We start from the raw sequence: 13,027 nt of genomic DNA on the forward strand, positions 1-13,027 counted from the left end.
GCGGGCGGGTTCACCACCCGGTCAAAGCCTCGTGGGAGCTGGGGCAAACGCCCCGGTTGGAACACCCGTCAGAACCCCGGGCCGCCCGCACGGTCGGCCACCGCCGCGAGCCTCCCCCACAGCAGGTCCGCGAGACAACGCACCAACTCCGCCCGCGAGCAGGGGCGTTCGCCGAGCCACCAGTCACCCGCAGCGTGCATCATCCCGACGATCCCATGGCCCCACACCCGGGCCAACCGTTCCCCGTCCGGGCCGAGTTCCACCCGCTCGTGGATAACCTCCGCCAGTTCCTCCCCCAGTCTGCGCAGCAGCGGGGCCGAGTGGCGGCCCACGTCGAAGCCGCCCTCGGGGATCTGGGTGTCCTCCGCGGGATGCATGAGGAAGCGGTACACCTGGGGGCGGAGCTCGATCGCGGCCAGATAGGTGTCCAGCGTCGCTTCGACGCGCTCCCGCCGCTCCGCGGGCGCGTCGAGGGCCGCCCGTAGCGAGGCCAGTAGCGCATCGGTGTGACGTTTGGCCAGCGCCCGGTAGAGGCCGCCCTTGTCGCCGAAGTGCCGGTACAGGATGGGTTTGGTGATGCCGGCCTCCGCTGCGATGGCGTTCATCGACGCGTGGGGGCCGTCCCGGAGCACCACCCGGTCCGCCGCCTCCAGCAGTTCCCGGCGCCGCTGTTGTGCCGGCTGATCCTGCGCGAAGGACTGCTGTGTGGTCTCCATGCGTGTGTCTCCCCGCCCGAGCGATTGCGTGACGCCTGCGAAAGCTAACACCTTCAAGCACTCCCGGGTGGCCCGGTCCATCGGTGGTTGACACGCTCTACCACCCGGTAACAGACTGCTGTTACCGCTAGTAACATCCGGGACGGGTTTCAGCGCGATGGAGGGCACATGGCCGGGTTCACCCTGGAGCTCAACGACGAGCAGAAGCAGGTGCGTGACTGGGTGCACGGCTTCGCCTCCCGAGTGATGCGCCCCGCCGCGGCGGAATGGGACGAGCGCGAGGAGACTCCCTGGCCGATCATCCAAGAGGCGGCCGAAGTGGGCATCTACTCTCTCGACTTCTACGCCCAGCAGCACCTCGACCCCACCGGCCTGGGCATACCCGTGGCAATGGAGGAGCTCTTCTGGGGCGACGCGGGCATCGCGCTCTCCATCGTCGGTACCGGACTCGCCGCCGTCGGCGTGCTCGCCAACGGCACCGACGAGCAGATCGGCACCTGGATCCCCCAGATGTACGGCGACGCGAAGGACGTCAGACTCGCCGCCTTCTGCTCCTCGGAGCCGGACGCGGGATCCGACGTCGCCGCGCTGCGCACCCGCGCCGTCCATGACCGATCCACGGACGAATGGGTCCTCAACGGCACCAAGACCTGGGTCACCAACGGGGGCATCGCGCATGTGCACGTCGTGGTCGCGGTCGTCGACCCCACGCTCGGCTCCAAGGGCCATGCCTCGTTCATCGTCCCGCCCGGCACGCCCGGGCTGACCCAGGGGCAGAAGTTCCGCAAGCACGGCATCCGCGCGTCCCACACCGCCGAAGTGGTGCTCGACGACGTGCGCGTCCCCGGCGCATGTCTCCTCGGCGGCAAGGAGAAGCTGGACGAGCGCCTCGCGCGGGCACGAGAGAAGGCGGCCGGACCCGCCGAGCGCGTCAAGAACGCGGCGATGGCCACCTTCGAGGCGTCGCGCCCGGCGGTGGGCGCCATGGCCGTGGGCACCGCGAGGGCCGCGTACGAAGTCGCCCTCGACTACGCCAGGACCCGCCACCAGTTCGGCCGGCCCATCATCGACAACCAGGGCATCGCCTTCCAACTCGCCGACATGCGCACCAGGATCGACGCGGCGCGGCTGCTGGTGTGGCGCGCGTCGTGGATGGCCGCGACCGGCCGGCCCTTCACCGCGGCCGAGGGTTCGATGTCCAAGCTGTACGCCAGCGAGACGGCCCAGCAGGTCACCGCCCGATCCATCCAGATCCTCGGCGGCAACGGCTTCACCCGCGAGTACCCGGTGGAGCGGATGCACCGGGACGCGGCGATCTACACGATCTTCGAGGGGACCAGCGAGATCCAACGGCTGGTCATCGCCCGAACGCTGGCGGGGATGCCGATCCGCTGACCGCCCACCCGGCTAGAACCGCGCCCGGGGGGAGCGCAACGCGAGGGCCAGGGCGATGACCCAGCCGATGAACGTGGCGCCGAAGAACAGATTGATCACCAGCACCAGATAGCGGTTGGGCGCGGTGCGGTTGAAGGCGATGAGGGCCGGAGCCAGGAAGATCACCACTCCGGTCAGGGCGAGGATCGTCAGCAGAACGTTATCCACGGCTGTGGCCCTTCGAAGGTCAACGGGGTTGCCGACCTTATCCGTTCGGGTGAATCGAGCTGCTGCCCGTCCGACCGGTGAGAGGGCGTGGCGCCCCGAGCGGCGGTGGGGCGATGTACCGCCCTCGCCGCTCGGGTCGCCACGCGCCTCCACGGACCCGTCAGCACGCTCCGAAGGCCCGGCTGGCCGTTCGTCAGGACTTGAGGAGACCTTCGATCGCGGCGACCACCTCGGGGGCGTCCGGCTCGGTCCTGGGCCGGATGCGGGCCACCACCTCACCGTCCCCGTCGAGGAGGAACTTCTCGAAGTTCCACTGGACGTCCCCGGCGGCGCCGTCCGCGTCCGCCGTCTTCGTCAACTCCGCGTACAGCGGGTGCCGGCCCTCGCCGTTGACGTCGAGCTTCTCCAACAGCGGGAAGCTCACGCCGTACGTCGTGGAGCAGAAGGTCTGGATCTCCTCCGCACTGCCCGGCTCCTGGCCGGCGAACTGGTTGCACGGCACGCCGACCACCGTGAACCCCTGGTCGCCGTAGGTCTTCTGAAGACGTTCCAGACCCGTGTACTGGGGCGTCAGACCGCACTTGGAGGCCACGTTCACCACCAGCACCGCCCGACCCCGGTAGGCGGCGAGCGAGGTCGACTCACCGGCGAGCGTGTTCACAGGAATGTCATGCACCGTTGTCATCGTTCATCTCCTTCACTGGCGGCTCAGCCGCCCCATGTGCGGAACAGGCCCTCCTGCACCACCGACACCAGCAGCCTGCCTTCCCGATCGTAGATCCGTCCACGCGCCAACCCCCGGCCGCCGGTGGAGATCGGGGACTCCTGGTCGTAGAGGAACCACTCGTCGGCACGGAACGGACGGTGGAACCACATCGCATGGTCCAGGGACGCCATGTCAAAGCCCCGCTGCCCCCACAACGGTTCCACCGGAATGCGGACCGCGTCCAGCAGGGTCATGTCACTCGCATACGTCAGGGCGCAGGTGTGGACCAGCGGATCGTCCCCCAACGAACCCACCGCCCGCATCCACACCGCGCTCCGGGGATCCGAACGCTTCTCCTCGATCTCCTCCGGCGTCCAGCGCAGCCGCTCCACATAGCGGATGTCGAACGGCTGCCGCCGCGCCATCCGCTCCAGCGCCTCCGGCAACTCGCCCAGATGGGCGCGGATCTCGTCGGGCAGGGTCGGCAGGGTCTCCGGGGCGGGGAAGTCGGCCCGCGGTGGCAACTGGTGCTCGATGCCACCCTCCTCCGGCCGGTGGAAGGACGCCGTCAGATTGAAGATCGTCCGTCCCTCCTGCACCGCAGTCACCCGGCGCGTGGTGAAGGACCTGCCGTCCCGCACCCGCTCCACCTGGTAGACGATGGGCACGCCCGGCCGCCCCGGCCGCAGGAAGTAGGCATGCAGCGAATGCACCGGGCGCTCGCCGTCCGTGGTGCGTCCCGCCGCGACCAGCGCCTGGCCCGCGACCTGTCCGCCGAAGACCCTTTGCAGGGACTCGTTCGGGCTCAGCCCGCGGAAGATGTTCACCTCGATCCGCTCCAGGTCCAGCAGATCCACCAGGCGCTCGGCCGCATTGGTCATCGGGGGCTCTCCTTCGTCAGGTGCCGGGACGGCTCAGAGCTGACCGACCGAGGTGACCCGGACGACCGCCCGACCCTCCTCGTCCGAGGCCGCCAGATCGACCTCTGCGCTGATGCCCCAGTCATGATCGCCGTTCGGGTCGGCGAAGATCTGCCGGACGCGCCACAGCCCGTGCTGTTCGTCCTCCTCGATCAGGAGCAGCTTGGGCCCACGGGCGTCCGGGCCGGTGCCGAGGTCCTCGTACTCCTCCCAATACGCGTCCATCGCCTCGCCCCACGCGTCCGCGTCCCAGCCCGACTCGGCGTCCAACTCGCCGAGTTCGGCGACCTTGTCGAGAGCCGCGAGCTCCACCCGACGGAACATCGCATTGCGCACCAGCACCCGGAAGGCCCGGGCGTTCGCGGTCACCGGGCGGACCTGGTCGGCCTTCTCCTGGGCCTCCTCCGCGGTCTCCACCTCCGGGTTCGCCAGCTGCTCCCACTCGTCGAGCAGACTGGAGTCCACCTGGCGCACCATCTCGCCCAGCCAGGCCGTCAGGTCCTCCAGGTCCTCGGACTTGAGGTCGTCCGGGATGGTGTGCTCCAGGGCCTTGTAGGCGCCCGCGAGATAGCGCAGCACGATGCCCTCGGTGCGCGCCAGTTCATAGAACGAGGTGAACTCGGTGAACGACAGCGCCCGCTCGTACATGTCCCGGATGACGGACTTCGGCGACACGGGATGGTCACCCACCCAGGGGTGACTCTTGCGGTACACGTCGTACGCGTGCCACAGCAGCTCTTCGAGCGGCTTGGGGTAGGTCACCTCCTGGAGCCGTTCCATCCGCTCCTCGTACTCCACGCCGTCCGCCTTCATCAGCGCGACCGCCTCGCCGCGCGCCTTGTTCTGCTGCGCGGCGAGGATCTGGCGCGGATCGTCCAGGGTGGACTCCACCACCGAGACCATGTCCAACGCGTACGAGGGCGACTCGGGGTCCAGCAGTTCGAAGGCCGCGAGGGCGAACGTGGACAACGGCTGGTTCAGCGCGAAGTTCTGCTGGAGGTCGACGGTCAGCCGAACGATGCGGCCCTGCTCGTCCGGCTCGTCGAGCCGCTCGACCACACCGCCGTCGAGCAGCGAGCGATAGATCGCGATGGCCCGACGGATGTGGCGCAACTGATTGCGGCGCGGCTCGTGATTGTCCTCAAGGAGCCGGCGCATCGCTTCGAAGGCATTGCCGGGCCGGGCGATCACGGACAGCAACATGGTGTGGGTGACGCGGAAGCGCGAGGTCAGCGGCTCGGGATCGGACTCGATGAGCTTGTCGAAGGTGGTGTCGGACCAGGCGACGAAACCCTCGGGAGCCTTCTTCCGGACCACCTTGCGGCGCTTCTTGGGGTCGTCGCCCGCCTTGGAGAGCGCCTTCTCGTTCTCGATGACGTGCTCGGGCGCCTGCGCGACGACGAACCCCGCCGTGTCGAATCCCGCCCGGCCCGCTCGGCCCGCGATCTGATGGAATTCGCGCGCCCTCAGCGTGCGCACCCGGGTGCCGTCGTACTTGGTGAGCGCGGTGAACAGCACCGTACGGATCGGGACGTTGACCCCGACGCCCAGCGTGTCCGTGCCGCAGATGACCTTCAGCAGGCCGGCCTGGGCGAGCTTCTCCACCAGTCGTCGGTACTTGGGGAGCATGCCGGCGTGATGGACACCGATGCCGTGCCGTACGTAACGCGAGAGGTTCCGGCCGAACTTGGTGGTGAAGCGGAAGCTGCCGATCATGTCGGCGATCTGTTCCTTCTCCTCCCGCGAACACATGTTGATGCTCATCAACGACTGCGCCCGCTCCACGGCCGCAGCCTGGGTGAAGTGGACGATGTAGACGGGAGCCTGGCGGGTCTCCAGCAGCTCCGTCAGCGTCTCGGTGATCGGGGTGCGCCGGTACTCGTACGACAGCGGAACCGGTCGGGTGGCCGAGCGCACGACCGCGGTGGGGCGGCCCGTACGACGGGTGAGGTCCTGTTCGAAGCGGGAGACATCACCGAGGGTGGCGGACATCAGCACGAACTGGGCCTGCGGCAGCTCCAGCAGGGGGATCTGCCACGCCCAGCCGCGGTCGGGCTCGGCGTAGAAGTGGAACTCGTCCATCACGACCTGGCCGATGTCGGCATCCTTGCCGTCGCGCAGGGCGATGGACGCCAGCACCTCGGCGGTGCAGCAGATCACCGGTGCGTCCGCGTTCACGGAGGCGTCGCCCGTGAGCATCCCGACGTTCTCGGTGCCGAAGATCTTGCAGAGGTCGAAGAACTTCTCCGACACCAGGGCCTTGATCGGGGCCGTGTAGAAGGTGACCTCGTCCTTCGCCAGGGCGGTGAAGTGCGCCCCGGCGGCCACCAGGCTCTTTCCCGAGCCCGTGGGGGTGGAGAGGATCACGTTCGCCCCGGACACCACTTCGATCAGCGCCTCCTCCTGCGCCGGGTAGAGCGAGATGCCCCGGTCCTCGGCCCAGGAGGAGAAGGCCTCGAAGAGGGCATCGGGGTCGGCATCCGGCGGCAGCTGATCGATAAGGGTCACGCCCCCATCTTGCCTGTCTTCCGCCCCGATGAGGGAACCGACCGGTGGCCGGAAGATCACGAACGATACGCTGATCAGTCAACTGGGCTTGACCAGCAGGAGCGATGACCGCTGCGGCGGTGGGAACGGCGCGCGAGCGGCGGGGGCGGGGGAAAGATCATGATGGGGCCTGCGCACTCACTGTCGGGAGCCGCGGCGTGGCTGGGGGTGGGCGCGGCGACCGCTGCGGCGGGTCATCCCATGCCCTGGCCGGTGCTCGTCGTCGGCGCGCTGATCTGTGCGGGAGCGGCGCTCGCCCCCGATCTGGACCACAAGGCGGCGACGATATCCCGCGCCTTCGGACCGATCTCCAAGGGTCTGTGCGAGATCGTCGACAAACTCTCCTTCGCCGTCTACCAGGCGACGAAGAAGCCCGGTGACAAGCGCAGGACCGGGGGACACCGCACGCTGACGCACACCTGGCTCTGGGCGGTGATGATCGGTGGCGGCGCCTCGGCGCTGGCGGTTACCGGGGGGCGCTGGGCGGTCCTGGCACTGCTCTTCGTCCATCTGGTGCTGGCGGTCGAGGGACTGCTGTGGCGGGCTGCCCGGGTCTCCAGCGACGTTCTGGTGTGGCTGCTGGGAGCCACCAGCGCCTGGATCCTGGCGGGGCTGCTGGACCAGCCCGGCAACGGAGCCGACTGGCTGTTCAGCGCCCCCGGGCAGGAGTACCTGTGGCTGGGGCTGCCCATCGTGCTCGGCGCCCTCGTGCACGACATCGGCGATGCGCTGACCGTCTCGGGCTGTCCCATCCTGTGGCCCATCCCGGTGGGCAGGAAGCGCTGGTATCCGATCGGGCCGCCGAAGGCGATGCGGTTCCGGGCGGGCAGCTGGGTGGAGCTGAAGGTGTTGATGCCGGTGTTCATGCTGCTCGGGGGAGTGGGCGGGGCGGCAGCACTCAATGTGATCTGACGCTGGCGCAAGGCGCAAGGCGCAAGGCAAACGGTCGGGTCGCGCGGGTACGGCAGCGGGGTGCCCCCGAGGCTCGGCCGTGCCGCTCCTGCCACGCGGCGGAGGGGCCGCCCGACATCCGAGCGGCCCCCACGATCACCTTCCGCGCCCTCCCCGTCCACCGGTGCGCGGGTCAGCCGTGCCAGGACCGCCAGAGCGCGGCGTACGCACCATCGGCCGCCACCAGTTCGTCATGGCTGCCCAGCTCACTGATCCGGCCCTCCTCCACCACAGCGATCACATCCGCGTCATGGGCGGTGTGCAGCCGGTGCGCGATCGCGACGACCGTACGGCCCTCCAGCACGCGGGAGAGCGAACGCTCCAGATCGCGGGCGGCCCGCGGGTCCAGCAGCGAGGTCGCCTCGTCGAGGACGAGGGTGTGCGGATCGGCGAGCACCAACCGGGCCAGGGCTATCTGCTGCGCCTGGGCCGGAGTCAGCGCGAGCCCTCCGGAGCCGACCACCGTGTCGAGCCGCTCCTCCAGGGCTTCGGCCCAGCCGTCGGCGTCGACGGCGGCCAGGGCCGCCCAGAGTTCGGGCTCCCCCGCATCGGACCTGGCCAGCAGCAGATTGTCCCGGAGCGAACCCACGAAGACATGGTGCTCCTGGTTGACCAGCGCCACGTGTTCGCGCACCCGCTCGGCGGGCATCCGGGACAACTCCGCGTCCCCGAGGGACACACTCCCCTTGCGTGGTGCGTAGATGCCCGCGAGTAGCCGGCCGAGTGTCGACTTGCCCGCGCCCGAGGGCCCCACCAGCGCCAGACGCGTGCCCGGGGTGACCGACAGGGACACCTCGCGCAGCACGTCCACCCCCTCGCGGTAGCCGAAGTGCACACCCTGCGCGTGGACGGCCCGTCCGTCGGGCGAAACCGCGCCGTCGCCCGCGTCCGGTTCGATCTCCCGCACCCCGACCAGCCTGGCCAGGGAGACCTGCGCCACCTGGAGCTCGTCGTACCAGCGCAGCACCAGCGAGACTGGGTCGACCAGCATCTGCGCCAGCAGGGCGCCCGTCGTCAGCTGGCCGATGGTGAGCCAGCCCTGGAGCGCCAGGCCGCCGCCGATCAGCAGGACGGACACCAACACCGTGGTGTGGGTCAGGGTGATCACCGGGAAGAGCACCGAGCGCAGATGGAGCGTGTGGCGCTCCCAGGCTGCCCACTCCTTGATCCTCCGGTCGGAGAGGGCCACCCGGCGGGCGCCCAGGCGGTGCGCCTCCACCGTGCGGCCGGCGTGGACCGTCTCGGTCAGCGCGGCGGTGACCGCGCCGTACCCGGCGGCTTCCGAGCGGTAGGCGGCTGGTGCCCGGCGGAAGTACCAGCGGCAGGTGACGATCAGCAGTGGTGCCGCCACCACCACGGCGAGGGCCAGCGGCGGCGCGGTCACCGCTAGGCCACCGATCAGCACGCCCGCCCACACCGCGCCGATGGCGAGCTGAGGGACCGCCTCGCGCATGGCGTTGGAGAGCCGGTCGACGTCGGTGGTGATCCGGGAGAGCAGATCACCGGTACCGGCCCGCTCCAGCACTCCCGGTGGCAGGCGCACGGACCGTACGAGGAAGTCCTCGCGCAGATCGGCGAGCATCTCCTCACCCAGCATCGCTCCGCGCAGTTGCATCATCCGGACGAACACGGCCTGGATGATCAGCGCGAGCGCGAACAGGGCGATCGTCCGCTCCAGGGGCAGTTCCCGCACCCCGTCCGTCAGTTGCTGGACGGACGAGCCCAGGAGGTAGGGGCCCACCATGGAGGCGGTCACGGCGAGGGTGTTGAAGAGGACCAGGGCACCGAAGGCCCTTCGGTGCCGGACGAACATGCGCCGGCAGTACGTCAGCACCGTCGCCCGGCCGGCGACCGGGAGGGTGGCGGCCGACTCGGGGGCTGCCGGGTCGAACTCCGGCGGCACCGGTCGAAAGATCGTCGGTCCTGTCGTATCGGTCATCCGGATTCCACGTTCCCCCCGTAGGCGCGGTGTTGCGTCGACGGTCCGCTGTCGAGGGGGCCGTTGGCCGTGCCGGCGCGGTTCTTCGGCGCTGCTCCGGCGAAGCCTTCGGTACCCATTGCGGCCAGTCGTTGTTCGATCTCGTCCTGTGTCTCCCGGGTGACCACGGCCCGGTAGCGGGGTTCGCCGCGCAGGAGTTCACGATGGGTGCCGCTGGCCACCGCCTGCCCCCCGTCCACCAGGACCACTCGGTCAGCGAGGTCCAGCAGGAGGGGCGACGAGGCGAAGAGCACGGTCGTACGCCCGGCACGCAGGCGCTTGATGCCGGCCGCGACCCGGGACTCGGTGTGGGAGTCGACTGCCGACGTCGGCTCGTCCAGGACGAGCACCTCGGGATCGGCCACCAGTGAGCGTGCGAGTGCGAGCCGCTGGCGCTGACCTCCGGACAGTGATCTGCCGCGTTCGGTGATGCGTGCCTCCATGGGGTCCCCACCGGTGTCCCCGCCGGCGAGGGCGAGTGCGGCGAGGGCATCGGCGCAGTGGGCGGCTTCGAGCGCAGAGGCGGCTGACACCCGGCCGGACGATGGGACGTCGAGCAACTCCCGCAGGGTGCCGGACAACAGCACCGGCTCCTTGTCCTGCACCAGGACGCTCGCCCGGGTGCGGGCGAGGGGCATCGCGTCCAACGCTTCTCCACCGAGCAGTACGGACGCGGTGGTGTCATCGGTGGTCGGATGTCCGCCGAGCCGTTCGGCGAGCCTCCCGGCGAGGTCCGGGTCGCCGCAGACGACGGCGGTGAGCAGTCCTTCCGCTGCGCGGATCCCGCTGACGGGGTCGTGGAGGTCGCCGCCGAGGGGTGGTTGCGAGGTGGTGGGGGCTATGTGGTCGAGGGTGGAGGTCGATGCCGGGGCGGCATCGACGCTGCGGCGCAGCGCCAACACCCGCGCGGCCCGCTCGGCGGAGGGCTTGGAGTAGGAGTACGCCATCGCCATCTCCACGAAGTTGCGCAGGGGATGGGCGGTGAGCAGTACGGCGCTGTAGACCGTGATCAACTCGCCGACCGCGATGCGCCCGTCCAGGGCCAACCGCGCTCCGTACACGACGACCGTCAAGAGCAGGGCGCCGGGGAGGAGGACTTGGATCGCCGAGATCAGGGCCCACATGCTGGCACTGCGGACCGAGGCACCGCGGACGTCCTGGGAGGCCCTGCGGTAGCGGGTGAGGAAGAGGTCCTCGCCGCCGATGCCGCGCAGCACGCGCAGTCCGGCGACGGTGTCGGCGGCCAACTCCGTCGCGTAGCCGGCCTTTTCCCGTTGGTGGTCGGCCCGACGGGTGGCGATGGGCAGGAGGGGCAGTACGGCGAAGGCCAGCACGGGCAGGCCGATCGCCACGATGATGCCGAGTGAGGGTTGGTAGAGGATCAGTCCGGTACCGATGGTGAGCAGGGCGATGGTCGCCGCGGCGAATCGGGAGAGCGCTTCGACGAACCAACCGATCTTCTCCGCGTCCGAGGTCGAGATCGCGACCACTTCGCCGGCCGGAACCCGGCGGGTGAGCAGCGAACCGAGCTCCGCCGTGCTGCGGGAGAGCAGTTGTTGGATGCGGGCGGCGGCGGTGGTCCAGTTGGTGATGGTCGCCCGGTGGACCATGGTGTCGCCGAGCGCGATGACCACGCCCAGCACCAGCAGCAGTCCGCTGGCGTACGCCAGTCTGTTCCCGGAGCCGTCCACCACGGCCTGGACCGCGAAGCCCACGCCCAACGGCAGCGCGGCCACGCCCAATTGATTGACCAACGCCCAGCCGAGGCCGGCGAGTTGGCCGCGCCACTGGCGACGTCCGAGCCAGATCAACAAGCGGGTACCGGACCGGACGTCTGGGTCACCTGGGTCAAGATACGGAAGGTCGCGAATTTGCATGACGTCCCAGCACAAGTCGAGGTTGGTGCACACGGCAAGGCTCGCCGCACTGACGCCCAATAGGCAAACCTGTTCATTAACTGACGGGTCAGAACACGCCAGAACCCGGTGCGCGGAAGCACCGGGTCCATTCGACGACGGGGCCGATACGTAGGCGATCTCCGGCCGCTCACGGAGTGGGTTGACCCATCGGGTCAGCTCGAAGGTTTGACCGAATCCACACCGGTGCGGGGCTTCTTCCACTCCCCGCGCGTGAAGTCGGGAATAGGCAGTGGTGCACCCTTGGCCCGGATCGATGTGTGACTGAGGGGAACGGGAGCCGTCCAGGTGGCGGCGTCGTACACATCGAAGTCGGGCACCAGGCCCAACTGCATGCACTGCATCAAGCGGAAGATCATCAGGTAGTCCATGCCGCCGTGACCGCCCGGCGGATTGGAGTGTTCCTTCCAGAGCCAGTGGTCCCAGTCGGCGTACCGGGCGAAGCTGCCCCACTGGTGGTTGGTGTGATCGGGTTCGACGTAGATGCGCGCGGGATAGTCCTCGAAGACCCCCTTGGTGCCGCCGAGGCTGTTGATGCGACTGTAGGGGTGCGGGGTGGATACGTCGTGCTCCAACCGGATCACCCGACCCCGCGCCGTGCGCAGCATGCTGATCGTCCGATCACTGCTGATGTACGACTCCTTCCAACTCGGGTCATCCGCGGGCACGTTCGCCTCGCGGTACTCCGCGAGGCCCAGGGCCGGCGTGCCGAAGCTGGAGATGCTCACGACCCGGTCACCGCGGTTGACGTCCAGGTAGTTGGCCACGGGGCCGAAGCCGTGGTTCGGGTAGAGGTCGCCGCGCAGCCGTGTGTGCCACCGGCGCCGCCACGGGCCCTCGTAGTAGTTCGGGTCGAACATCAACTGGCGGAGATCGTGGTTGTAGGCGCCCGCGGCGTGGAGCAGCTCGCCGAACGTGCCCGCGTGTGCCATGCGCAGCACCCGCATCTCGTTCCTGCCGTAGCAACAGTTCTCCAGTTGCATGCAGTGTCGCCGGGTCCGTTCGGACAGGTCGACGAGCGCCCACAGTTCGTCGAGACGCATGGCGACGGGACACTCGACGCCGACGTGTTTGCCGTTCAGCATCGCCGACCGCGCCATCGCGAAGTGGCTCTCCCAAGGCGTGGCCACATAGACGAGGTCGAGGTCACCGCGGCGACAGAGGTTCTCGTAGTCCTCGTCGCCGTGGGAGTAGACCGCAGGGGCCGGCTGGCCGGCCGCCAACACCTTGGCCGCTGCCCGTTCCGTCTTCTCCCGCACCGGGTCGCACAACGCCCGCACCTGGACGCCGGGCAGGGCGAGGAAGAGGTCGATCATGCTGTCGCCGCGGTTGCCGAGGCCGATGATCCCCACGCGGACCGTGCTGCGGCGTTCAAACGGTACGCCGACCATGGTGCGGCCCTGCCGGGCGGGTGTCGGCGCAGCGTCGGGAACGGCTGCCGGGTGGTCGGCTGCGGCAGCCGTCCCCGTACCGAGGGTGCCGAAGGCGAGTCCCGCGCCGGCGACCCCCGCCGAGGTCCGCAGAACGGAACGTCGGCTCGGCGATCCGTCGTCCGTGGGGACGGAGACGTCTTGGGTGCCGGAGGGGTCGCCGTCGGCGGGGAAGGATGCTGCGTCGTTCATCGAGCCTCCACGAGAGCTGATGGTGCGCTGCCGGTCTTCTCGACCTCGTGAAGGACCCTCGCCGTTGGG

The 13,027-nt window shown here is 69.4% G+C and carries 10 protein-coding genes; 2 read left to right on the forward strand and 8 right to left on the reverse strand.

Annotated elements, in window-relative coordinates:
• Positions 1–68: 68 nt before the first annotated feature.
• Complete coding sequence (locus ABZ348_RS16880; RefSeq protein ID WP_358933658.1) at positions 69–716, reverse strand: TetR family transcriptional regulator; 648 nt, start codon at positions 714–716, stop codon at positions 69–71.
• Between the two features lie 168 nt (positions 717–884).
• On the opposite strand from ABZ348_RS16880, the gene ABZ348_RS16885 reads away from it, so the two are divergent.
• Positions 885–2,111: an acyl-CoA dehydrogenase family protein gene (locus ABZ348_RS16885; protein WP_358933660.1), complete on the forward strand. Its 1,227-nt coding sequence runs from the start codon at positions 885–887 to the stop codon at positions 2,109–2,111.
• 12 nt (positions 2,112–2,123) lie between these two features.
• Here ABZ348_RS16885 and ABZ348_RS16890 read toward each other — a convergent pair whose 3' ends face one another.
• From ABZ348_RS16890 to ABZ348_RS16905, 4 genes are all read right to left on the reverse strand, one after another.
• Positions 2,124–2,318, reverse strand: a complete 195-nt coding sequence (locus ABZ348_RS16890; RefSeq protein WP_358933662.1) for a superinfection immunity protein — start codon at positions 2,316–2,318, stop codon at positions 2,124–2,126.
• Positions 2,319–2,511: 193 nt separating this feature from the next.
• Positions 2,512–3,003 (reverse strand): glutathione peroxidase, encoded by a 492-nt coding sequence (locus tag ABZ348_RS16895; protein WP_358933664.1) that lies wholly within the window; start codon positions 3,001–3,003, stop codon positions 2,512–2,514.
• A 23-nt stretch (positions 3,004–3,026) separates the two neighbouring features.
• On the reverse strand, positions 3,027–3,905 hold the full coding sequence (locus ABZ348_RS16900; RefSeq protein ID WP_358933666.1) for an acyl-CoA thioesterase II: 879 nt from the start codon (positions 3,903–3,905) through the stop codon (positions 3,027–3,029).
• A 33-nt stretch (positions 3,906–3,938) separates the two neighbouring features.
• A complete protein-coding gene (locus ABZ348_RS16905) occupies positions 3,939–6,512 on the reverse strand; it encodes a DUF3516 domain-containing protein (RefSeq protein ID WP_358933668.1) in 2,574 nt (857 codons plus the stop codon).
• A 99-nt stretch (positions 6,513–6,611) separates the two neighbouring features.
• Between ABZ348_RS16905 and ABZ348_RS16910 the strand changes: the two genes are divergently transcribed.
• Positions 6,612–7,403, forward strand: coding sequence for a metal-dependent hydrolase (locus ABZ348_RS16910; RefSeq protein WP_358933670.1), 792 nt, complete (start codon positions 6,612–6,614; stop codon positions 7,401–7,403).
• 172 nt (positions 7,404–7,575) lie between these two features.
• Here ABZ348_RS16910 and ABZ348_RS16915 read toward each other — a convergent pair whose 3' ends face one another.
• The 3 genes from ABZ348_RS16915 to ABZ348_RS16925 all read right to left on the reverse strand — a co-directional run bounded on the left by ABZ348_RS16915 (position 7,576) and on the right by ABZ348_RS16925 (position 12,958).
• Positions 7,576–9,381 (reverse strand): ABC transporter ATP-binding protein, encoded by a 1,806-nt coding sequence (locus ABZ348_RS16915; protein ID WP_358933672.1) that lies wholly within the window; start codon positions 9,379–9,381, stop codon positions 7,576–7,578.
• The gene (locus ABZ348_RS16920) at positions 9,378–11,297 is read right to left on the reverse strand and encodes an ABC transporter ATP-binding protein (protein ID WP_358933674.1); all 1,920 of its coding nucleotides are present in this window, start codon (positions 11,295–11,297) and stop codon (positions 9,378–9,380) included. The genes ABZ348_RS16915 and ABZ348_RS16920 overlap by 4 nt, the downstream gene beginning before the upstream one ends.
• A 194-nt stretch (positions 11,298–11,491) precedes the next feature.
• Positions 11,492–12,958, reverse strand: coding sequence for a Gfo/Idh/MocA family oxidoreductase (locus ABZ348_RS16925; protein WP_358933676.1), 1,467 nt, complete (start codon positions 12,956–12,958; stop codon positions 11,492–11,494).
• Positions 12,959–13,027: the final 69 nt, after the last annotated feature.

This window comes from Streptomyces sp. NPDC005963 (assembly GCF_040638655.1).
Lineage (GTDB): Bacteria > Actinomycetota > Actinomycetes > Streptomycetales > Streptomycetaceae > Streptomyces.

Excerpts from the sequence above, each read along its gene's own strand:
- ABZ348_RS16880 (WP_358933658.1), bottom strand. The coding sequence starts at position 716 with ATGGAGACCACACAGCAGTCCTTCGCGCAGGATCAGCCGGCACAACAG.
- ABZ348_RS16885 (WP_358933660.1), top strand. The coding sequence starts at position 885 with ATGGCCGGGTTCACCCTGGAGCTCAACGACGAGCAGAAGCAGGTGCGT.
- ABZ348_RS16895 (WP_358933664.1), bottom strand. The coding sequence starts at position 3,003 with ATGACAACGGTGCATGACATTCCTGTGAACACGCTCGCCGGTGAGTCG.
- ABZ348_RS16900 (WP_358933666.1), bottom strand. The coding sequence starts at position 3,905 with ATGACCAATGCGGCCGAGCGCCTGGTGGATCTGCTGGACCTGGAGCGG.
- ABZ348_RS16910 (WP_358933670.1), top strand. The coding sequence starts at position 6,612 with ATGATGGGGCCTGCGCACTCACTGTCGGGAGCCGCGGCGTGGCTGGGG.
- ABZ348_RS16915 (WP_358933672.1), bottom strand. The coding sequence starts at position 9,381 with ATGACCGATACGACAGGACCGACGATCTTTCGACCGGTGCCGCCGGAG.
- ABZ348_RS16920 (WP_358933674.1), bottom strand. The coding sequence starts at position 11,297 with ATGCAAATTCGCGACCTTCCGTATCTTGACCCAGGTGACCCAGACGTC.
- ABZ348_RS16925 (WP_358933676.1), bottom strand. The coding sequence starts at position 12,958 with ATGAACGACGCAGCATCCTTCCCCGCCGACGGCGACCCCTCCGGCACC.